Source organism: Streptomyces sp. NPDC001816, assembly GCF_042892235.1.
Lineage (GTDB): Bacteria > Actinomycetota > Actinomycetes > Streptomycetales > Streptomycetaceae > Streptomyces.
Genome location: NZ_JBIATY010000001.1, coordinates 1,182,364 through 1,203,895 on the forward strand (window position 1 = coordinate 1,182,364; position 21,532 = coordinate 1,203,895).

14 protein-coding genes are annotated in these 21,532 nt (G+C 70.1%); 9 read left to right on the top strand and 5 right to left on the bottom strand.

What is annotated here, in order from left to right; all coding sequences use genetic code 11:
* Positions 1-40: 40 nt before the first annotated feature.
* The 3 genes from ACFYZZ_RS05350 to ACFYZZ_RS05360 form a co-directional block, all read right to left on the bottom strand.
* The gene (locus ACFYZZ_RS05350; RefSeq protein WP_385167667.1) at positions 41-256 is read right to left on the bottom strand and encodes a hypothetical protein; all 216 of its coding nucleotides are present in this window, start codon (positions 254-256) and stop codon (positions 41-43) included.
* A gap of 274 nt (positions 257-530) precedes the next feature.
* A complete protein-coding gene (locus tag ACFYZZ_RS05355; RefSeq protein WP_389171777.1) occupies positions 531-1,577 on the bottom strand; it encodes a CBS domain-containing protein in 1,047 nt (348 codons plus the stop codon).
* Positions 1,574-3,391, bottom strand: a complete 1,818-nt coding sequence (locus ACFYZZ_RS05360; RefSeq protein WP_385167671.1) for a DUF262 domain-containing protein — start codon at positions 3,389-3,391, stop codon at positions 1,574-1,576. Before ACFYZZ_RS05360 ends, ACFYZZ_RS05355 begins: the two co-directional genes overlap by 4 nt.
* A 180-nt stretch (positions 3,392-3,571) precedes the next feature.
* On the opposite strand from ACFYZZ_RS05360, the gene brxD reads away from it, so the two are divergent.
* Together brxD and ACFYZZ_RS05370 are read left to right on the top strand one after the other, a co-directional pair.
* Positions 3,572-4,924 carry a BREX system ATP-binding protein BrxD gene (brxD, locus tag ACFYZZ_RS05365; protein ID WP_385167673.1) on the top strand — a complete coding sequence of 451 codons (1,353 nt, stop codon included), beginning with the start codon at positions 3,572-3,574 and terminating at the stop codon, positions 4,922-4,924.
* Entirely contained in the window at positions 4,924-7,137 is a 2,214-nt protein-coding gene (locus ACFYZZ_RS05370; protein WP_389171781.1) for a DEAD/DEAH box helicase, read from the top strand. The genes brxD and ACFYZZ_RS05370 overlap by 1 nt, the downstream gene beginning before the upstream one ends.
* Positions 7,138-7,245: 108 nt before the next feature.
* On the opposite strand, the gene ACFYZZ_RS05375 is transcribed toward ACFYZZ_RS05370, so the two are convergent.
* Positions 7,246-13,944 (bottom strand): DUF3320 domain-containing protein, encoded by a 6,699-nt coding sequence (locus tag ACFYZZ_RS05375; RefSeq protein WP_389171784.1) that lies wholly within the window; start codon positions 13,942-13,944, stop codon positions 7,246-7,248.
* Positions 13,945-14,829: 885 nt separating this feature from the next.
* On the opposite strand from ACFYZZ_RS05375, the gene ACFYZZ_RS05380 reads away from it, so the two are divergent.
* The 3 genes from ACFYZZ_RS05380 to ACFYZZ_RS05390 all read left to right on the top strand — a co-directional run bounded on the left by ACFYZZ_RS05380 (position 14,830) and on the right by ACFYZZ_RS05390 (position 16,913).
* The gene (locus tag ACFYZZ_RS05380; RefSeq protein ID WP_389171787.1) at positions 14,830-15,369 is read left to right on the top strand and encodes a hypothetical protein; all 540 of its coding nucleotides are present in this window, start codon (positions 14,830-14,832) and stop codon (positions 15,367-15,369) included.
* A 121-nt stretch (positions 15,370-15,490) separates the two neighbouring features.
* Complete coding sequence (locus ACFYZZ_RS05385) at positions 15,491-16,135, top strand: hypothetical protein (RefSeq protein WP_389171790.1); 645 nt, start codon at positions 15,491-15,493, stop codon at positions 16,133-16,135.
* Positions 16,136-16,190: 55 nt separating this feature from the next.
* Positions 16,191-16,913: a YcnI family protein gene (locus tag ACFYZZ_RS05390; protein WP_389172052.1), complete on the top strand. Its 723-nt coding sequence runs from the start codon at positions 16,191-16,193 to the stop codon at positions 16,911-16,913.
* A 55-nt stretch (positions 16,914-16,968) separates the two neighbouring features.
* Here ACFYZZ_RS05390 and ACFYZZ_RS05395 read toward each other — a convergent pair whose 3' ends face one another.
* Positions 16,969-17,733, bottom strand: coding sequence for a CDP-alcohol phosphatidyltransferase family protein (locus tag ACFYZZ_RS05395; RefSeq protein ID WP_389171793.1), 765 nt, complete (start codon positions 17,731-17,733; stop codon positions 16,969-16,971).
* Positions 17,734-17,841: 108 nt separating this feature from the next.
* On the opposite strand from ACFYZZ_RS05395, the gene ACFYZZ_RS05400 reads away from it, so the two are divergent.
* From ACFYZZ_RS05400 to ACFYZZ_RS05415, 4 genes are all read left to right on the top strand, one after another.
* Complete coding sequence (locus ACFYZZ_RS05400; protein ID WP_389171796.1) at positions 17,842-18,831, top strand: zinc-binding alcohol dehydrogenase; 990 nt, start codon at positions 17,842-17,844, stop codon at positions 18,829-18,831.
* Positions 18,832-18,943: 112 nt separating this feature from the next.
* Positions 18,944-19,342, top strand: coding sequence for a 6-pyruvoyl tetrahydropterin synthase family protein (locus ACFYZZ_RS05405; RefSeq protein ID WP_389171799.1), 399 nt, complete (start codon positions 18,944-18,946; stop codon positions 19,340-19,342).
* Complete coding sequence (locus tag ACFYZZ_RS05410; RefSeq protein WP_389171802.1) at positions 19,339-20,520, top strand: glycosyltransferase family 4 protein; 1,182 nt, start codon at positions 19,339-19,341, stop codon at positions 20,518-20,520. The genes ACFYZZ_RS05405 and ACFYZZ_RS05410 overlap by 4 nt, the downstream gene beginning before the upstream one ends.
* Complete coding sequence (locus ACFYZZ_RS05415; RefSeq protein ID WP_389171804.1) at positions 20,517-21,527, top strand: class I SAM-dependent methyltransferase; 1,011 nt, start codon at positions 20,517-20,519, stop codon at positions 21,525-21,527. The genes ACFYZZ_RS05410 and ACFYZZ_RS05415 overlap by 4 nt, the downstream gene beginning before the upstream one ends.
* Positions 21,528-21,532 lie beyond the last annotated feature (5 nt).

Sequence of the window (21,532 nt, forward strand, 5' to 3'; positions counted from 1 at the left end):
CGGGACCATCGTCCTGGAGGCACCCCGAGTGGTGTGTCAGCTACGAGTCGCGCTTGATGTGCTTGAGCACGTTCATACCCGTCGTGAGGACGGCCATGAACGCGCCGCCGCTCGCCGTGAGAGCCGCCAGCGCGCTCGCGTGGAGCGTCATCGTCACGACGGCCGTGCCGAGGGACACCACGCCGGACGCGAGAGTGACGATGGTGATGTCACGCGCGGGGTGGTTACAGGTCTGCTGGGTCGAGTGGATCGACACCGTTCCTCCATGGAAATACTCGCTCGCTGGAAACGGGCATGGCTGACCGAGGTCAGTCCTGCCGCCAGCGGTGCGCGTACGAGCTCTACGGAGCCCGCAACCAGCGGGTTGCTGGTAAGTGCGCGTGCAGCGAGCAAGTCACAGAAGCCTCCGAGGGCGGAGAGATCGGTACGAGCAGAGGATATTCCCCAACTCGCCCGTAAAACAACGCACTTCGTCAGTACGCGGCTGTGCCCGTCACAGGGCCGGTCCGGCGGCACAGCCGCATCCATCCTCACGACACGAACGCCCGCAACACCTTGGCGAAGGTCGTCAGCTCGTCGAGCATCTCCTGCGGAAGCGGCTTCTCGTCGAAGTGGGCGATGCGGTTGCGGATGTCCTTCACCCGCTTCAGACGGCCGATGAACTGCTCGCGGGGCATGTTGGGCCACTTCAGGGCTTCCCAGTTGGCGTCGGCGCGTTCGGCCATCGCCTGTTTGGTCTGGTCGCCGTCCAGGAGCTTCAGGTAGTCGCCGAACATCAGGTCCGACACCTGGCCGGTGCGATGCTCAGGCCTCTTGTTCGTTTGGACCGCCTTGATCGTCTCCTGATCCAGTGCCGCGCCCAGGCAGCGGCGCAGCAGGGACTCGATCTCCCCGACGATGAAGAAGGGCCGCGCCGCGCCCTCGAAGCGGTCAGTGATGTCCGCGGCGGTGACGATGCCCGACAGGCATCCGTCGTCGCCGCGGACCAGGAGGTAGCCGTGCTCACGGATGACCGGAAGGGCCGCGAAGAACTCCTGGCGGGCGTCGGCGAGAGGGAGGGAGTCCTTCTCCATCGCGTTGTCCAGGGTCGGCGGCTTGCCCGCTTCGTACATCTTGGCGACGGAACCCCAGGTGACCACCCCGTGGATCTGGGCCATGCCGGTCGTCACCGGGATCTGCGAGACACCCTCGGTGCGCATGAGGAACGTGGCCTGGGCCAGAGGCGTGCCAGGGCCGACGGACACCAGGCCGCGCCGTGCCGACGGGATGTCGCCGAGCAGGAGACGTTGCGGAAGGGCTTGCGAGGGCAGTCCTTCCTCTTCCTCCTCGTCGTCCGGATCGGCCGGCGTCGCCTGCGCGGGGACGGAGGCGAGGGGCACCACGTCGACGTTGCTGCGCAGTCCGCAGACGGCGAAGTCGGGCAGCGTCGTCAGACCGGCGTCCGTCAGGGCCTGGGAGATCAGGTGCACCGTCCGGTGGTCGCGGACCCTGACCCGGAACAGGTCGAGGATGTCCTGCACAGGCATGGTCCTGCCCTTGAGCGAGGCGAGATCGTGCTCGCTCGGCCTGGTGGTCATCGGGGGTCGCCCTCCGGGAGGTCACGCAGCATGGTCCTCTTGCCCATGGCGTCGTGCACCAGGTCTCGCAACTGCTTGGAACGGTCGTTGTAGAAGCGCTCGTAGTCGTTGTCGCGCAACGTCTCCGGATCGATCAGATGGGTGGCGACCACATCGTCGAACCACTCGGGACGCATGTCGGAGGCGGCGACCATCGTGGACAGGTAGGAGGCCGGCGCTCCCGTCATGTCCATCGCGGCCCGATAGGACAGCGGGGTCTTGTTCACGATCGAGTTCGTGGGCAGGCCCTGGCTGTTGCCCCGCCGGAGCCATGCCTTGTGGAAGATCTGCCGGAGGTCCACGCTGTACTCGTCCAGCCGCCCCGGGCTGAGCGGGGCGTCGGTGAAGTGCCAGTCGACCGCGCCCTGTTTGATCAGCAGGGCGTAGATCCCCTTGTAGGCGGCGCTGTTACGGGTGGTGAGGCTGTCGAGGCGGTCGGCGAAGAAGAACGCGTCCGTGACCGTGTCGGGTGCTCGGTCGTCCTGCCTGATCCAGGGCACGAGTTGTTCGACGTCCCGGGTGAAGCGCGTCTCCGTGGAACCGCCGTACATTTCGCCGAGTACCCCGCACCAGTACCACTGCTCGACCTTCTCCTCGGCCCCGAGGCCGTCCGCAGCGGTGTCGAGAATGGCTCGGACGGCCGCGAGCGGGACGAGCTGCGTCTTGTACGGCAGGTCTCCGGGGCGGACGATGCACTGCCGTTCCAGGAAGTCGCCCACCCACGCGAAGGCGTCGGTGAGCTTCGGTGCCAGGCGAATGAAATCGGCCAGTGGGAGATCCAGCAGGTCCCGCCGTTTGCAGGAGACCGTCGCTCCGACGCCTGCCTGCTTCCGCTCCCACGTGCGCACCAGAGCGATCGCCTGCAGGAAGTCGATGCTGCTGAGCCCGTTCTCGATACCGCTCTCCAGGCGACCGAAGACCGGGTACTTGCTTGCCAGCCCCTGCTTGATCTCGCGCCACACCTCGGGGAGCTGGTAGTAGTCCCCCGTCCGCTCCACGTACTCGCGGTCCCCGGCATAGGTCGCGGTGAGCAGCTCGAAGACGTTCAGGGGAACGCCGCCCGTGTTGACGCGCTCGAACACCGCGCAGACGGCATCCATGGATGTGGAGGCGGCCAGCCGGATCATCGGCACCTGGAAGGCGCGGACCTGCTGCAGGACCATCTCGTCGAATTGGCCCCAGAGGTCCCAGTTTCGGTCCTCGTCCGCCTTGATGTACGCCTTTTTCCACTGGTTCACGCGCTGGGCGTCGAAGACGAGGTGCAGGGGGAAGAGGCCGGCCGCGCACTCTTCTTCCGTGGTGCTCAGGTCCAGCACGACCGTGCGGTTGAAGTCGGTGCGGAGCACCTTGTCCACCGGGACGGAGAGAATTGCCTCGTCGCGGTCGGCGGGCGGGCCGACGGCCTTCGCGATGTCGACGTAGTACCACCGCTCGATGGCCTTGCCCCGGGCGTCTGCCGTCTCCACGGGGGCGTCCATCCACAGGGCTTGGAAGAGGGAGGTGAGGCGCTGCTGCCCGTCCAGCAGCAGGAGGTCCGCGGAAGGATCCCCGTCCGGGCGTGCCCCGGTGAGAGTCCGGGAACGGAACCGAGTGGCGCCGCCGGTCTGGAGCGTCATCACCACGCCGAGGGGATAGTCCAGCGTCACGGTCGCGATGATCGCCCGGATGCGGTCGTCGTCCCACTTCCAGTTCCGCTGGAAATCGGGCAGCTGTAACGCGCCCGAGGCGACGTCGGCCAGTACGTCCTTGAGTTTCACATTGTCGAGCGCCGCCATGCGACTTCAACCCCCACCCTGTCCGCCTTTACGGAGAGTGATTCCAGCAGCGTCGTCCGGTGACCGTCAACCGATTCGCCGAAGTCGGGCGGCGCGGACTCGATCACCCTCCGCCCCGCGACGACTGGATGCTCACCGCTCCTTTCCGGTGGCCTTGGGAGAAATGGAAGACTGGTGCCCGTGAGTACCACCGGATCCCCACGCCTCGCCCAGGTGAGCGCCGCCCGCCGTCGGACCGTCATCGACGCGCTGCGGCGTGGCGCCGTCCCCGAGAGCGGGCTCGACCTGCTGGCCACCGGCCTCGACCGGTTCGAAGCCGCCCTCGACGCGGAACTGGACGCTGTGGCGTCCGGCGGGTCCGTGTTCAAGGCGGTTCGGGGTGAGTACGGGTCCGGCAAGACGTTCTTCACGCGCTGGCTGGGGGAACGGGCCAAGCGCCGGAACTTCGCCGTGGCCGAGATCCAGATTTCGGAGAACGAGACCCCACTGCACAAGCTGGAGACGGTCTACCGGAGGCTGACCGAGCGCCTCACCACCTCCAGCTTCCCACCAAGTGCGCTGCGGCCTGTGGTCGACGCCTGGTTCTACGCGCTGGAAGAGGACGCCCTCGCGGCCGGGGCGACCGAGGACGAGCTGCCCGGCGAAGTGGAGAAGCTGCTCGTCGCGCGGCTCGCCGAGGTGTCCAGGCACGCCCCGTCCTTCGCCACCGCCCTGCGCGGCTACCGGGCCGCCCTCGCGGCCGGCGACGAGGCCACCGCCGCGGCCGTCCTGGCCTGGCTCGGCGGGCAACCGCACGTCGCGGCCTCCGCCCGCAGGTCCGTGGGGGTGCGCGGCGACCTCGACCACTTCGGGGCGCTCGGGTTTCTGCAGGGTCTTCTCACCGTGCTGCGCGACTCCGGACACACCGGGCTCTTCGTCGTCCTCGACGAGGTGGAGACGCTGCAGCGGGTCCGGTCGGACGCGCGTGACAAGGCGCTGAACGCGCTGCGGCAGCTCATCGACGAGGTGCACTCCGGCCGCTTCCCCGGCCTGTACCTGGTCATCACCGGCACGCCTGCCTTCTACGACGGGCAGCAGGGCGTGCAGCGTCTGGCCCCCCTCGCCCAGCGGCTCGCCACCGACTTCACCACCGACCCGCGCTTCGACAACCCCCGCGCCGTGCAGATCAGGCTCCCCGGCTTCGATCAGGAGTCGTTGGTCGGCCTCGGCGTCACCATCCGGGAGCTGTACGCGGAGGCTGCCGCGTCGCCCGAGCGTGTGAAGACGGTGGTCGACGACGCGTACGTCGCCGACCTTGCGCGAGCCGTCGGCGGGGCGCTGGGCGGCAAGGTCGGGGTGGCTCCCCGGCTGTTCCTGAAGAAGCTCGTCGGAGACGTACTCGACCGAGTCGACCAGTTCGAGGACTTCGACCCTCGGAAGCACTACCGGCTGACGGTCGCGAGCAGCGAACTCACCGACGTGGAGCGGAACCTCGCCGCCGCGGTGTCCGGTGGCGGCTCCGCTTCGGCCGACGACATCGACCTGGAGCTCTGATGGCGGACGCAGGGAACCCCGCCGGGACACTGCCGGGAGAGGGCGGAGCCGACGTACTCGACCGGCTCGACCCCGTCGTCCTGCACCACATCGTCAACACTCTTGGCTGGCCCGACCTGCGTCCACTCCAACGGGCGGCAATCACGCCGCTCATGGATGGACAGGACGCCGTGCTGCTGGCGCCGACTGCGGGTGGCAAGACCGAGGCGGCCTGCTTTCCTCTGCTGTCGGCGATGGCCGAGCAGCGGTGGACCGGCACCTCCGTGCTGTATCTGTGTCCACTCAAGGCGCTCCTCAACAACCTGGTCGGCCGGGTCGACACCTACGCCCAGTGGCTGGGACGGCGCGCGGCGCTCTGGCACGGTGACACCAAGGAATCGCAGCGGCAGCGCATCCGCACCGAGGCGCCTGACGTCCTGCTGACCACGCCCGAGTCGCTCGAAGCGATGCTGATCGGCGTCAAGACCGACCACGCGCAGCTGCTGGGAAGCGTACGGGCTGTCGTCGTCGACGAGGTGCACGCCTTCGCAGGCGACGACCGTGGCTGGCACCTGCTCGCCGTGCTCGAACGACTGGAGCGAGTCACCGGCCGGCCCATCCAGCGGATCGGTCTCTCCGCGACCGTGGGCAACCCCGCTCAGCTGCTGCACTGGTTGCAGGGCGCGGGCGCGGGCGCGGGGGACCGTGGCGGGCAGGTGGTCGCCCCGGGAGTACAACTGCCGTCCGTTCCCGCGTCCCACGCAGCCGCACGCTCCGACAGTGCCGCCGCCGACCAAGTCCCCAGGCCGGCCGGCGAGGTGGAACTCGACTACGTGGGCTCCCTGGACAACGCGGCCAAACTCATCGCAGCCCTGCACCGAGGGGAGAAGCGGCTCGTATTCTGTGATTCGCGCCGTCAGGTCGAGGAGCTGGGGGCCGCGCTCCGGGCGCGCGAAGTCACCGTCTTCCTGTCCCACGCTTCCCTCTCCGTCGACGAACGCACCCGTTCCGAGCAGGCATTCGCCGAGGCCCGCGACTGCGTGATCGTCTCCACCTCCACCCTCGAACTCGGCATCGACGTCGGCGACCTGGACCGCGTCATCCAGATCGACTCACCGGCCTCCGTCGCCTCGTTCCTGCAGCGCATCGGCCGCACCGGCCGACGCTCCGGCACTGTACGCAACTGCCTGTTCCTCACCACCCGTAAAGACTCGCTGCTGCAGGCCGCGGGTCTGCTGTTGCTGTGGTCGCGCGGCTGGGTCGAACCGGTGCTGCCGCCGCCCGAGCCGCGCCACCTGGTGGCCCAGCAGTTGCTCGCCGTCACCCTGCAGCAGCACAAGCTCGGCGACCAGCTGTGGGACCGGCAGTGGAACGGCCTCGCCCCCTTCGACAAGTCCGCCGCGCCCATCCTGCGCTTCCTCACCGAAGAGGGCTTCCTCGACAGCGACGGCGGCATGCTGTTCGTCGGACCCGAGGCGGAACGCCGCTTCGGCAAGCGGCACTTCATCGAACTCACCGCCTCCTTCACCGCACCACCGCAGTTCACCGTTCTGTCCGGGCGGACGGAGATCGGACGCACCGACCCGAGCGTGCTCACCGAGGAGCGCCCCGGCCCTAGGCGGCTGCTGCTCGGCGGACGCAGCTGGCAGGTCACTTATATCGACTGGCTGCGCAAACGTGTCTTCGTCGAACCCGCCGACGGCGGCGGTATCGCCAAGTGGATGAACGGCGGCGTCGCCGGCCTGTCGTACGCCCTGACGCGGGCCATGCGCGAGGTTCTGCTGGGCACGGACCCGCCCGTCTCCCTCACCCGCCGCGCCGTGGCGTGCCTGCTCGAGCAGCGCGAGGCCGACGCGCCCGACACCGTGTGGTCGGGCGGCACATTGGTGACGCGCGTCGGCAAGGATGTGCGCTGGTGGACCTGGGCCGGCTATCGCGCCAACGCCACTCTCGCGGCCACCCTCCAGTCGGTGACCGACCCCATGCAACGTCCCACCGACAGCTGGCTGCGTCTGCGCGAGGACCTCACCCCGAGCGACTGGCGCGTGGCCCGCGAGAGCGTCGGCGAGAACCTCGTCCTGCCCGACGTGGACCGCCGGGCCGTTCGAGGCCTGAAGTTCTCCGCCGCCCTCCCGGAACGCCTCGCCATCGCCACGGTCGCGGCCCGCCTGGCGGACTTCGACAGCGCCGGTGCGGTACTGCGTGAACCGGTGCGCTTCCAGCACGGTCACTGACCGGGCGACCGAGCGCTGAGCTCATGTCCGCCGCGAGTGACGGCCCGCTGGCAGACGTCCGCACGAAGAACGTCCGGCCGGAAACCCCGGCCGGACGCGCCGTACCGATCAGTGACTTCCGACAGGACCGTCCACCGGCACCAGCCCCGACGGGCCTTCCTCCACCGCGTTCCTGCCGAGCAGCTCCTCGATGTCCTTGCCGAAGGCCGCCTTGATGTCAGCACCCAGACGCAGCCATCCGAAGAACCGGGCGGTCTCCCTGGCGAGTTCCTCGCGCCGCAGCCCAGGAGACTCGGACAGCACACCCAGCAGGGCCACCTGACGCTCGGCCGGGGGAACGTGCGAAACCTTCTTGCGGTCGAAGTCGGCACTTGGCGTACGGGCGGTCGTCACCTCACGGTTCGGCAGGTCCCACGCCGTTCCCACCCGCACTGCCCGCTTTTTGTTGCCCAGCCGCGTCAGTGCCTTGCGGACACTGGCCTGCACGATCTGCCCCGCCCGGTCGAGGTCCCAGGCTTCCCGCATTCTGCCGATCAGCACCTCCTCCTCGATGGGCCCCTCCACCGAGATGACGTGACGAGCCACCTCCGCCACCAGGCCGAGCGCCTGAGGCTCGCGGAGATCGATGCCGCCGAGTCCCATCTGCATGCCCAGGACGCGCCGCAAGTCGTACAGCTCTGCACGGCGCATGGCACGGTACGGCCGACTCCACGCCGAACGGTCCGACTCCTCGACGGGAACGATCGCGACGCCTGCCGTCACTGGCTCGGCCACTACGGTGGAAACCGGCTCCGGGACCGGTGCGTGAGGATCGACGGCGCAGGCGGCCTCGACCGCCTCGCGCAACCGCCGCTGCGCCTCCTTGCGGTTGCGATACCAGTCCGTTCCCCAAATCCGGTGCAGGTTCCAGCCCAGGCCGCGCAGGATCTCCTCCCGCAACCGGTCCCGGTCGCGAGCCGTGCGCGACGAGTGGTACATCGCCCCGTCGCACTCGATGCCGAGTGCGTACGAGCCGGGAGCCTGGGGATGCCGGATCGCCATGTCGATCCGGAAACCGGCGACGCCCACCTGGGGCTGCACGTCGTAGCCCCAGCCGCGCAGGGTGTCGAGCACGTCCTCCTCGAACGGGCTCTCCGGGGCGGCGCCCGTGTCGGGTGCAGCCGTGGCCAGGGTCGCAGGACCCTGCTCCGCGTACTGCAGATAACGCTTCAGGTGCTGGACGCTCTTGTTCGTGCTGTCCGGGAGTTCCGAGCCGTGGAAGGAGGCCACGACTTCCACTCGGTGCCGAGCCCGGGTCACGGCGACGTTCAGTCGCCGCCAGCCGCCCTCACGGTTGATCGGACCGAACTGGGCCCGCAGCTTGCCCTGCGCGTCGCGGCCGTAACCGACCGACAGGATGATGACGTCGCGTTCGTCGCCCTGAACCGTCTCGAGGTTCTTGACGAAGAAACCGCCCAGGCGGTCCTCCGTGAAATGCTCGTCGAGGTCGGGCCGGGCCTTGCGCGCCCGGGCCACAGCGTCCTCGACCGCTTCGGCCTGTGCCTTGGAGAGCGTGACGATGCCGAGGGTCAGATGAGGTCGGGTCGAGAAGTGGTGGATGACCCGCTCGGCGACCACTTCGGCCTCGCGGACGTTGTCGCGCCGGTTGCTGCGGTCGTACACGCCGTCGGCCTTGTAGAAGGCGACTCCCACGTCGTGGCCGGCGGTGATCGCGCCCGGGAACACGACCATGGAGTTGTCGTAGAACTCGTGGTTGCTGAAGGCGATCAGATTCTCGTGGCGACTGCGGTAGTGCCATCGCAACGACAACTCGCGCAGTACTCCACTGGCCTTGCACGCGTCCAGGATGGACTCGAACGAGTCGGGTACATCCTCGTCCCACTCGTCGTCATCGTCCGAGTCACCACCCGCACTGAAGAAGGACGTGGGCGGAAGCTGCCGCGGGTCGCCCGCCACGATCAGGGCGTCGCCGCGGTAGACCGCGTTGACGGCGTCCTGCGGGAGCACCTGGGATGCCTCGTCGAAGATCACCACGTCGAAGTGGAAGTCCGCGGGGAGATACTGGCTGACCGTCAGCGGGCTCATCATGAAGCAAGGCTTGAGCCGCTGCACGACGTCCCGCGTCTCGTCCAGCAGCCGCCGAACAGGCATGTGTCGTCGCTGCAGCTTCGCCTGGCGGCTCAGAACCGCGGCCTGCCCTGTTGTTGCCCGACGGGGACGCCGCGCGTTGCACGTGGCGATCACCGTCGCATGAGCGGCCTGGACCAGTCCTTGGTCCAGCCGCCGGTACCGCTCCACCAACTGGTCCCGGTCAGTGGCCCGCACCACCGCGAGCCTGCTGTCGACTTCCAGCTGGTGTTCCACCCAGGCGCGCAGCACTGTGCGTTCCACGGCCTCGGGGAACAGGGACGCCGGTACGTCGCGGTCCGCCAACTGCACCGGCAGATCCGCCAGCCCGTAGCTGCTGAGCACGCCGCGGGCCTCGGCGGAACGGATCCAGGCGTCCGGGCCGTACGGATCGGCGAACATACGCTCCAGCAGCGTCTGGGCGGAGGGGAATCCGGTCGCCAGTTCGGCACGTATCTCCGCAGCCCGGGCCGGCTCGAAGCGGCTCGTGAGCACCTCTGCCCGCTCCAGCCAGTCGCGGTGGCGGCGCTCCACCGAGGACTCGGGGCTCGCGTGCAGCAGCAGGCGGGCGGCCTCGATGGTGAGGGGAGCCGCCGCCCCGGTGCCGGAAGCGGTGCGCCTTACGTCGAGAGTCCAGTCCAGGGCGCTGAGGACCGTCTCCCGGGCGGTGTGGGTCCCTTCGTACAGAGCGCCGAGCAGGCGGCGATGTTCCGCCTCAGCCTTCAGGAAATCCTCCTCGGCGGAGCGGGCCGCCACTACCGCCGCCACCGAGGACCGGGCAGCGCCCAGTGACAACCAGGCTGCGCTTCCTGCGGAGGAACCGGTCGCACGAGCCACCGAGTGGATCAAGGATGCCGCCCCGTCCAAGGGGTCGAGGTGGGCACGCAGCCAGGCCATGCCCTGGGGAAGTGAATGGGCTCGCAGGCCGAAGGCGGCAGGGGCGAGAGCGGGAGTCTCGGTGAACTTCTCCCAGTCGACACACTCCGCGCGCAGACGGGCTGCCGTCTCCAGCAGGCCCGGAACGACGGGGCGTCCGGCGCAGAGGGCGCGGACGAGGCCGCCGCGCCGCGCCGGTTCCGCGAGGAGCGGTCCGGCCAGCCGGTGCGCGCCGGACGCGGCGGCGAGCGCCATCGCCAGGGCGGCCGTGCGGGGCCGACCGTCCGGGGCGTACTCACCCAGGAGAGCATTCGCTTCGGGAGTAGTCGCTTCCGCTCCGGTCCCGCCGCGCGCGGCCGACAGCCGTACGGCCCGGCGCAGCAGTTCCTCCTCCACCGTATCGGTGCCGTCGATGGTCGTCCGGGAGTCGAGACGCGTGTCCAGGCCCGCGTACCAGGAGCACAGCAGTACCCGGTCATGGACTTCCTGGGACGCGAAAGCCATGTCCTCCTGCTGCGCCGCATGCGCGGCGACGACCGCGGCGCGTGCCGAGGTGAGAGTGTGTCCTCCGCCCTCGGTGAACTCCCGGCCGCCGACGGACTGCACGGCATCGATATATCGCACGGCGCTTTCCAGAGCCGGCACATGGGCGCGCAGCCATGCGGCGACCGAGGCCGGCCCGAGATGCTCCAGAGCCGTGCTGTGCTCGCGCAGTCGCACCTCCCGCAGCGCCGATGACAAGGTGCTGAGATCGCTCTCGAGCCGCTTGCCCCACTCGAGGAGCGCGGCGTCAGGAGTGGTCCCGTGGGCCAGTTGGGCCGCCAGGCGACGGCGGAGGTCCGGGTCAGCCACCACGGCAGGGGCGAGCCGGCAGGCCTCCTCGGCCTGCCGCAGCGCGCCGTCCAGCGCAGTGAGGTCGGGCAGATCGTCGCCGGCATAGGCACCGAGCAGATCGGCGTGCTCGGTCACCGCGGTCCGCACGGCGTGGTGCGCCTGCCACCAAGCCGCCGCCTTGGGCAGTTCCTCCTGCAGACCGCTGCTCCAGGACCCGCCGGTGCTGATCTGGCCGATGAGCTTCCGGTCGGCTCGGACCTGGGAGGAAAGTCCCGCCGCGAAACGGCGGCCGCTCTCCGAGAGCCGGCGCACCGCGTCGGTCAGGCCTGCCGTTCGAGGCGTGTCGGGACCGAACAGGCCATGGGCTTCCTGCCGGGCCTCGTCAAGGACGTCCATGAGGCGGTGCAGTTCGTCGACCGCACGACGTGCCCGGGGCAGTACCACCGGATCGAACCACGCGTCGGGGGCTCGGTGGATGGTGGTGGCCAGTGCGACCAGTTCCGCCACGGACCGCGTGCCGGACGCGGTGTCCGACGGCTCGTAGCCCAGCAGTTCCGCGGCTTCCACCGCGCATTCGGCGGTGCCCTCGAGCATGTCGGCGAGTTCGCGCCAGCGGGAGGCGAGGGAGTCGGCCTCGTTCCTGCCGAGGACAGTGAGATCGGCGCCGGGCGGCTGCAGGGTGCTCAGCGCGAGTTCCGCGGCCTCCGGCTGCTGGGGCAGGTGAGGAGGTATGTCCGGCCATCCCGGACCCGCCTGCTCCCGCGCGGCCGTCCGCGCCGCGACCGTGCGGTCACGACGGGCCTCGAACGCCCCCACCGCCGCGGCCATGAGCTCGAGGGCCGCCTGCTGCGCGGCGGTCAGGCCCTCCGGAGCGAACCACGCTTCCAACGGGCGATACGGGACACCGGAAAGGTCCGCCAGGTCGCACAACGCCGTCGTCTCGGTCAGCGAGGTCGGTTCGTCGACGCCAAGGATCCGGACGAGTTCGTGGGCTGAGGTGATGGCGTTCCCCAGTAGATCCACGGCCGCTCTTACGTCCCGTGCGAGGTCTTCAGCCTGCAGCTCCGTCAGGCCGGTCAGGTCCAGGCCTCGTGGGTCGAGGGAGACCAGCGCCTGCTCTGTGGCGGGCGGTTCGGGACGAAGTCGCGGAGAGACCTCCTGCCAGCGCTCACCGACCAGGTCTCGGGCGGACTGCTGAGCGTTCCGCACGCGACGCAGCGCATCTAGGAAGGACTCGACCGGATCGGTCACGGCATGCGCGACATCGCTGTCGGTGAGCCACCACTCAGGCACAGGCTGCCGCGCGCCGAGTAGGTCGAGCAGCTGAATGAGCCGATCGACCTGGTCAGATGCCGTGAACGCCGCGCCGTCGGTGTTGAGAGGCTCATATGCGTCCAGGGCAGACAGGAGTCCACTCAGGGCCGTGCGTGCTTCCTCAAGCACCGGACCGGGATGGGACCGGTCCGTACGCAGGCCACGCCACGGAAAGCCCGGGTCGGCCACGGCCTGCCAGGCGTCGGCAATGGTGCCGGCAGCCAGGAGTACGCGGTCCAGGTCGGCTGTGGACAGGGCTGAAGCGTCGAAGCGCCGCGATGTGCCGTCACCAGAGGCGGAGAGGTAGGCGACGGGGGCGTCATCGAGGCGCCCCACCCGCCCGATGACGTCGTGCAACGTGCGGCCCAGAGGCTGCCGCGTCTCGTTCATCGCAGTGGCGTACGCGGACAGAGCCTCGCGGTCGAGGCGTGCCTGAGCCCTTTCCTGGGCGGGAAGTTCGGAGGCCTGCGGCTGCTCGGAGAGAGCCCGGCCCAGTTCCTGCGCCACGGCCTTGCGACTGGTGTTGCGGCTGTGCAGGGCGAAGGCGTAGGAATCCAGTCCCACCGACTTCAAGCGCTGCAGTACGACGTCCAGTGCCGCCGCCTTCTCACTGACGAACAGCACACTGCGGCCGGCGTGCATCAGCCCGGCGATGATGTTGGTGATGGTCTGGCTCTTGCCCGTCCCTGGAGGTCCGTCGAGCACGAACGACCGTCCCGCCACCGCAGCCGCGACTGCCTGCCGCTGCGAGGTGTCGGCGTCCAGGACCAACGGAGTGTCCTCCGGGGGTGCCAGTTCGTCGACCCGCTCTGCCGGCACTTCCTCGAAGTCGAAGCGGTCGGAGGCGAGGGCGCTGCCGGGCCCGACCGCCACTGCGCGTACCAGATCGCTCGCCAGGAGCCGGTCCTCGTTCTCGAGCAGGTCTCGGTACATCGACTCCTTGTGGGAGGCGAACAGCGCCATGACGGCCCGTTCTTCCACCTCCCACTGGGACTTGCCTGACACGGCCTTGCGCACAGCCTCAAGCACTGCGGTCACGTCACGGCAGTCGGTTTCCGCCACAGGTGCCCAGTCGATGCCGAACTGTTCCAGCTTGATGGGCAATGCCGGATTGAGCTGGGGGTCCTCGTCGTCGTTGGCCTGGAGGAGTATCTGCCCGGTGGGCGTCCGTACGATTTCCACGGGGAAAAGGATCAGTGGCGCCTGGCTGGCGGTGGTGGCTCCGTCCTCACGCCAATGGAGGATGCCCACACCCAGGTGCAGGGTCCACAGACCGTAGTCGTTGAATACCTGCGTCGCCTTGGACCGGAGAGAGCGCAGCGCCCTCTGCAGGGCGGGGGCGGTGGTCTTCTGCGTGACGACATCGTTTTCACCGGGAGGAGGGAGCTCCGGTTCCTCGTCGTCCGCGGGTACTTCGTCCGGGAGCGCTGCGAAGTTCAGTGGACGGTTTTCCAGCAAGCTCACCAGGACCGACGGCGAGGGAGCCGACACCTCCAACGTCGAGCTGCGGGTGTGCCTGAAATTCAGCAGCCGATTGCGTCCGCTGAGGTCCACGAGCGACGTTCGCCAGCCTGCGAGGATCGTCTTGAGGCGTTCCAGGTCGCTGCCGCCCCCGAATGCACCCGGATTGGTCGTCACGGTTGTCCCTGCTCTCACGTTGCACAGCTCGGGCCCGCCGAGGGAGAAGCACAGACTTCTTCCCGGGGCACGGCAACGCGGGCAGGCCCGACGTCCTCCGAAAGATCCCCTCTACGCGACATGTTCGCCTTGTCGCACTCGCCCCCCACGGACGGACGGATTCTATGGTGATGCCATGGAAATCAGAAGTGGATCTGGTGTTCACTCCTCCTCGAGTGCTCCATCTTCACCTGGTGAGCCCGCGACCCATCTGCGGGCTTAGGGGACACATCCCGCACACCCGACTGCTCCGCGGGGGTTGGTCCAGCAGGTCGGTCATGCCCGCGGGGGCCACCACAACGCAGGCGGCTGCGGCGGGACCCGTGGCGCTGTAACGAGGCACGAGGCGCACCTTGGTGATGACCGGACCAACAGCCCGAGTACGAGGCGGGCTGGGCTGGTCCCACCAGTGTCATCCCGGCCGGCACGATGGCCCTACCGTCGGCACCCGGACGACAGGGTCGTACGTCTGCACTCCCGTTCTCGTCGTCGACGGCTGCGGCATCACGACTGCCGGCTGGTCGTGACCGTTGCGTCTTGCTCTCCCCAGGCCGTTCTGAGCGTGGCGCAGCAGCTCGACGCCCTGGTCGTTTCCATGGATGACCTGACATGGTTGCGCACCCCGTACCCATGGGCGGCGCAAAAGGGGCGCTTCGTGAAACTAGCCCGGGTCGAACGGAATTGGGCTTTCGTGTAGGTCGGACGACGGAACGGACCTCGGCTCAACACGTCGGTGTTGGTCATCGGTTCTGTTGCAGCGTCACGCGATCAGGTGACGTCGGCCGGAGCGGGCGCACGCGGCGGGGTCGGCTCGTTCGACGGTGTGACGGGACTTCTCGCTCATCGGGATCGAAGGAGACGCGCATGGGACTGTCCTTCCGCCGCAACGTCGACGGCACCACGACCGGACGGAATGACGAGACAGGCTTTACCGTGACCCTCGCCGACGAAGGAGAGGTCAAGCGACGGCTGTACGAGGACGCCGGGTGGGAGTACACGTCGCCACCGCCTCCTGTGCCTCCCGGGCGTCATCGCTTCGCCCTGGTGGACGATTCATTTGATACCGGGGATTTCGGCGACAGCCGCTATGCAGGGATCCGAGCCAATCCGCCTGCCGGGTGTGTTCCCGTCGACTGGGGGTGTTTCGCCCTGGAGTGCGAGCGGCCCGGAGCCACGCTTCTCGACGCGGTCGCGGACACCGTTGCCGAGGTGCGCCAGGAACACGGCCTGGTCATGAACAGCCTCGGCATCGAGAAACCCGAGGAGTGGTACGGCGAGGGGAAGGATGGATTCAAGGGCCAGATCGTTGCTCACTTGCTTCTGCGGGCGGTCCATCGAGCGGGCGTCATCGGTTACGGGCGTGACGATCTGATCCAACTGCTGGACGCGACAGGTATCGAGTAGTGGCCGCCGCACCGGCTGCAGCATTCCTGCTGCCGCAGGCCGTGCAGCCCCCCGGACCGGCGGTGACTGAACAGGCCAGCGGTGCCACACGTACGACCGGGTCGTGGGAAGATCCCTCACCATGAGCGCATCCCCGGCAGTGAGGAGCCTGCGTGCCGCGGTGTTCGCCGCGGTGTGTGTGCTGCTGGCTGCCGCGGCGCACGGGCTTGCCACCGGTGACATGCCGCCGGTGTGGGCGGACGGTGCCGGATTCCTCGGGGTCTTCGTCACCGGGTGGCTGCTCGGCGGTCGGGAGCGGGACCTGCCGGGGATCGGGGCGGTCATGCTCGCCACGCAGGCGGGTCTGCACATCGCCTTCGACGTCGCGCATCCGCACGTGGTCGTGTCCGCGCACGGTATCCGGATGAGCTCCATGGACGACGACGCCGTGGAGCACGCACACACGGTGTCCGCGCTCGCCTCGGCCGCCCTGGCCCACGCGCACGAGATGGCCACGCCCGTCACGGCCGCCCACCTGCTCGCCGCCCTCGTCGCCTCCTGGTGGCTGCGGCGCGGGGAGGCCGCGCTGTGGTCGTTGCTGCGCCGGGCGGCCGCGTTCGTGCCCTCGCTCGCGGTGGCCTGGTGGCAGGGCGCTCCCATCCCGCTTCCCACGACACCCGGCGGCCCCGGGCGCACACGCGCCGAGGCCGTCCCGCTGCGGCAACTCCTGCTGCGGCACGCGATGCGCCGCCGCGGACCGCCCGCCTGGATCCCATACACGATCTGACCCCCCATCACACACTTCAGTACGTACGGAGATCCACTCACCCATGTCCCAGCACATGACCTCGACACGCACCGCCCTGCGCCGCGCCGCAGCCGTCACCGCCCTCACCGCCGCCGGACTCCTCACCGCGGCCGGTGTCGCCTCCGCGCACGTCACCGTCCACCCGGAGAGCTACGCCAAGGGAGCCACCGACGGCCTGCTCACCTTCCGCGTGCCCAATGAGGAGGACAGCGCGAGCACGACCAAGGTGCAGGTCTTCCTGCCCACCGACCACCCCGTGCTCGGGGTGCTGGTCCACCCGCAGGACGGCTGGACCGCGAAGGTGACCACCACCAAGCTCAAGACGCCGGTCAAGACCGACGACGGCACCATCACCGAGGCGGTCTCCGCGATCACCTGGAGTGGCGGGAAGATCGGCGCCGGACAGTACGAGGACTTCGACGTCGCCTTCGGGCAGCTGCCGGACGACAGCGACCAGTTGACCTTCAAGACGCTGCAGACCTACTCCGACGGCAAGGTCGCCCGCTGGATCGAGGAGCTGGCCGGCGGGGACGAGCCGGAGAACCCGGCGCCGGTGCTGAAGCTCACGGCCGGTGGGGAGAAGACGACGTCGGCGGATTCGAAGAGCGGCTCGGGCGGCTCGGGCAGTACGTCGAAGGCTGTTGACCCGAGCGACTCGACCGCCCGTGGTCTTGGCGTCGCAGGGCTGGTGGTCGGTGTGCTCGGCCTTGCCGCCGCCGCGTTCGCGATCGTACGGGGCCGGTCCGCGCGGTCGTAAACGCACATGCGGAAGGGCCTGGACCGACTGTCGGTCCGGGCCCTTCCGCGTACCTTCAGCGCGCGGCCAACTCCAGTACCCTCGGCTCCGCCGGCACCTCCACCGCAGCCGTACGCGAGTTCCGCCACAGCCACAGCACATCCCGGCCGAACGACCACACCAGCGAGCCCAGGGCCAGCAGCACGACCGCCAGGTTGGCCGCCTGCGGCAGCAGCTCGGCGCCCGCCACCAGCAGGCAGATGCCCTGGAGCGCGGCGACCGTCTTGCGTGCGAAGGACGGCGGCAGCGGGGCGTTCAGCCAGGGGACGACGCGGGCCGCGGCGACGAAGCCGTAGCGCATGCCGCCGATCAGCAGTACCCACGGGCCGAGCTGCATGGACACGTACACGCTCAGCACCAGGATCAGGAACGCGTCCACCTCCATGTCGAAGCGGGCGCCGAGCGCGCTGGAGGTGCCGGTGCGGCGGGCCACCTTGCCGTCCACGCCGTCCAGGAGCAGGGCGACGGCGGTCAGGGCGACCAGCAGGGTCACCGGCGGTGCGCTCTCGAAGGAGTCCGCGACCAGCGCGGTCACCCCGCCGACCAGGGTGGCCCGGCCGAGGGTGACCCGGTTGGCGGGGCCGAAGGAGCTGAGCCGGGAGCGGTGCAGGGCGCGGGAGAGGACCGCCCAGGTGGCGAACGCGAAGGCGAGCCCGGTCAGCCAGCCGGCCGGCCCCATGCCGATCGCCGTGCCGAGCAGGGCCAGCAGCAGGATCTGCACGCCCGCTCCCACGGCGGTCTCCTGCTGGAGCCTTGCGTCAAACGTGTTGTTCAGGGCCACCGCGCATTCCTCCGGCCGAGTGACAGAGTCGATCAACGCCGCGTACTGTGCGCGGCCTGTGCACTTCTCGGTACGTGAACAACTTCCCTATCGTTCAGGAGGATGCCGATGAACCACTCGGCCCGCGCGTTCTGGCTCCGCTCGCCGGGGCACGGTGAGATCCGTGACGTCACCCTCGCGGGGCCGGCCGAGGGCGAGGTTCTGGTCCGCACGCTGTACTCCGGAGTCAGCCGCGGCACGGAGACCCTGGTCTTCCGCGGCGGGGTGCCCGAGTCCCAGCACGCCGTGATGCGGGCGCCGTTCCAGGAGGGCGACTTCCCCGGGCCGGTGAAGTACGGCTACCTGAGCGTCGGTGTCGTGGAGGAGGGGCCGCGGGAGCTCGTCGGCCGGACGGTCTTCTGCCTGTATCCGCATCAGAGCCGTTACGTCGTTCCGGTGAGCGCCGTCACCCTCGTACCCGAGCGGGTGCCCGCCGAGCGGGCCGTGCTCGCCGGGACCGTGGAGACCGCGGTGAACGCAGTCTGGGACGCGGCGCCCCTGATCGGCGACCGGATCGCGGTGGTCGGCGGCGGCATGGTCGGCTGCTCGGTGGCCGCGCTGCTCGCCCGCTTCCCCGGCGTACGGCTGCAGCTGGTCGACGCCGACCCGGACCGGGCGAAGACCGCCGAGGCGCTCGGCGTGGACTTCGCCGCACCCGGTGACGCCCTCGGCGACTGCGACCTCGTCGTCCACGCCAGCGCCACCGAACAGGGCCTCACCCGCTCCCTCGAACTCCTCGCCGCCGAGGGCACGGTCGTCGAGCTGAGCTGGTACGGCGACCGGCGCGTCGCCCTGCCGCTCGGCGAGGCCTTCCACTCGCGCCGGCTCACCCTGCGCAGCAGCCAGGTCGGCACCGTCTCCCCGGCCGCCCGCGCCGGCCGCGGCTACGCCGAACGGATGGCGCTCGCCCTCGACCTGCTCGCCGACCCGGCCCTGGATGCCCTCATCACCGGCGAAAGCGCCTTCGAAGAGCTGCCGGAGCTGATGCCGAAACTCGCCGCAGGCGAGATCCCCGCCCTGTGCCACCGCATCAACTACACCGGCAACGGCCTGACCTGAGAAAAGAGTGAGAGGAGGCTGAACACGGGGAAGCGAAGAGCCGTACTACACGGCATCCCCTCGCAGGCAACCGCGGGGGACACCAGACGCGCCGCACCTGGAGGGTCGTCCGTTGTTCAGCATCACCGTCCGCGATCACATCATGATCGCCCACAGCTTCCGCGGCGAGGTGTTCGGGCCCGCGCAGCGACTGCACGGCGCCACGTTCCTCGTGGACGCCACCTTCCGCCGTGAACAGCTGGACGAGGACAACATCGTCGTGGACATCGGCCTGGCCACGCAGGAACTGGGCGCCGTCGTCGCCGAGCTGAACTACCGCAACCTCGACGACGAGCCCGAGTTCGCCGGGATCAACACCTCCACGGAGTTCCTGGCCAAGGTCATCGCCGACCGGCTCGCCGAACGCATCCACAAGGGCGCGCTGGGCGAAGGCGCCAAGGGCCTCAAGAACATGACCGTCACACTGCACGAGTCGCACATCGCCTGGGCGAGTTACGAGCGTGGCCTGTGACCGAGACGACCGTGGCGAAGGCGCGGCTCGCCTACGTGCCCCAGCAGCCCGCCCCTTCCGAGAACGTCGGGATCATCCCCATGTCCCTGCGCACCGTGCACTTCGTCATGCCGGGCGGTGTCGACGACCCGGCCGCGCCGAGCGGCGGCAACGCCTACGACCGCCGGGTCTGCCTGGACCTGCCCGGCTTCGGCTGGCAGGCCGTGCGGCACGCCGTGCCCGGCAGCTGGCCGCGCCCCGGCCGGTCCGACCGTGACGTCCTCGCCCGCGTCCTGCGGGACCTGCCGGACGACACCGTCGTCCTGCTCGACGGCCTGGTCGCCTGCGGCGTCCCCGAGGTCGTCGTCCCCGAGGCCGAACGCCTGCGGCTCGCCGTGCTGGTGCACCTGCCCCTCGGCGACGAGACCGGCCTGGACGCGGCCCTGGCCGCCGACCTCGACGCCCGTGAGCGGCAGGTGCTGCGCGCGGTGCCCGCGGTCATCGCCACCAGCGACTGGGCCGTCCGCCGCCTCGTCTCCCACCACGGCCTCGCCCCCGAGCGGGTGCACGTCGCCGCCCCCGGCGCCGACATCGCGCCCCTCGCGCCCGGCACCGACGGCGTCTCCCAGCTGGTGTGCGTCGCCGCCGTCACCCCGCGCAAGGGCCAGCACCGGCTGGTGGAGGCGCTGGCCACGGTGACCGACCTGCCGTGGAACTGCGTCTGCGTCGGCGGGCTGACCCACGACCCGGAGTACGTCGCCCATCTGCGCGAGCTGATCCGGCGGCACGGCCTCCAGGACCGGCTGCGGCTCGCCGGTCCGCAGGCCGGCGCCGAACTCGACTCCGCCTACGCCACGGCCGACCTGATGGTCCTCACCTCGTACGCCGAGACGTACGGCATGGCGATCACCGAGGCCCTCGCCCGCGGCATCCCGGTGCTGGCGACCGACGTCGGCGGTGTCCCCGAGGCCGTGGGCCGCGCCCCCGACGGCGGCGTCCCCGGCATCCTCGTCCCGCCGGAGGACCCGGCCGCACTCGCCGCCGAACTGCGCGGCTGGTTCGGCGAACCCGACGTACGCCGCCGTCTGAAGGCCGCCGCCCGCAGCCGCCGCGCGGCCCTGGACGGCTGGGCGACCACCGCGCGCAGCCTGGCCGGCGTCCTCGCCCGGCTGCCCGAGGCACCGAGGAGGGCGGCATGAGCGACACCAGGACCGTGACCGGAGGGATCCCGGCCCAGCCCGGGCCGAGCGACGAGCAGGTGCCGGACACGGCTCGCCGACACGACGACCCGTCCGGCGTGATCGCCGGCGCCGGGCCCGTCGCCCGCCCCGGCGAGCGCGCCACCGTACGGCTGCGGGAGGGCGGGGAAGAGGAACCGCCCCGCTACGCGCCCGAGTGGCTGCAGCTGCGGGAACCGGCCGACGCCGCCGCCCGGGCGGAGGACCTGCTGGACCCGCTGCGGATCCGGCTGGCCAACCTGCCGGGCCGCACGGGTGGTCTCGTCGTGCACGACCTGGGCTGCGGCACCGGCTCGATGGGCCGCTGGCTGGCGCCTCGCCTGGACGGCGCCCAGCACTGGGTCCTGCACGACCGCGACCCGTACCTGCTGCACTTCGCCGCCGTGGCCTCCCCGCGCTCCGCCGCCGACGGCAGCCGGGTCTCGGTCGAGACCCGGCGCGGCGACGTCGCCCGGCTCACCCCGGACGCGCTGACCGGGGCCTCCCTGGTGACGGCTTCGGCCCTGCTGGACGTCCTCACCCGCGAGGAGATCGAGGCCCTCGCCGCCGCCTGCTCCGGAGCGGGCTGCCCGGCCCTGCTCACGCTGTCCGTCGCCGGACGCGTCGAACTCACCCCGTCCGACCCGCTGGACGCCGAGATCGCCGAGGCGTTCAACGACCACCAGGGCCGTACCGGCCTGCTCGGTCCGGACGCGGTCACGGTGGCCTGCGAGGCGTTCTCCGAGCGCGGGGCGACGGTACGGGTGCATCCGAGCCCGTGGCGACTCGGCCCCGAGGAGTCCGCGCTGACCGCTCAGTGGCTGCGGGGCTGGGTGGGCGCGGCCGTCGAACAGCGTCCCGAACTGCGCGAGCCCGCCGAGCGCTACCTGCGCGAACGCCTGGCCGCCTGCGAGGCCGGTGAGTTGCAGGTGGTCCTCCACCACAGCGACCTGCTGGCGCTGCCGCGGCCGGCGGGAGGAGCGTCATGAGCGGG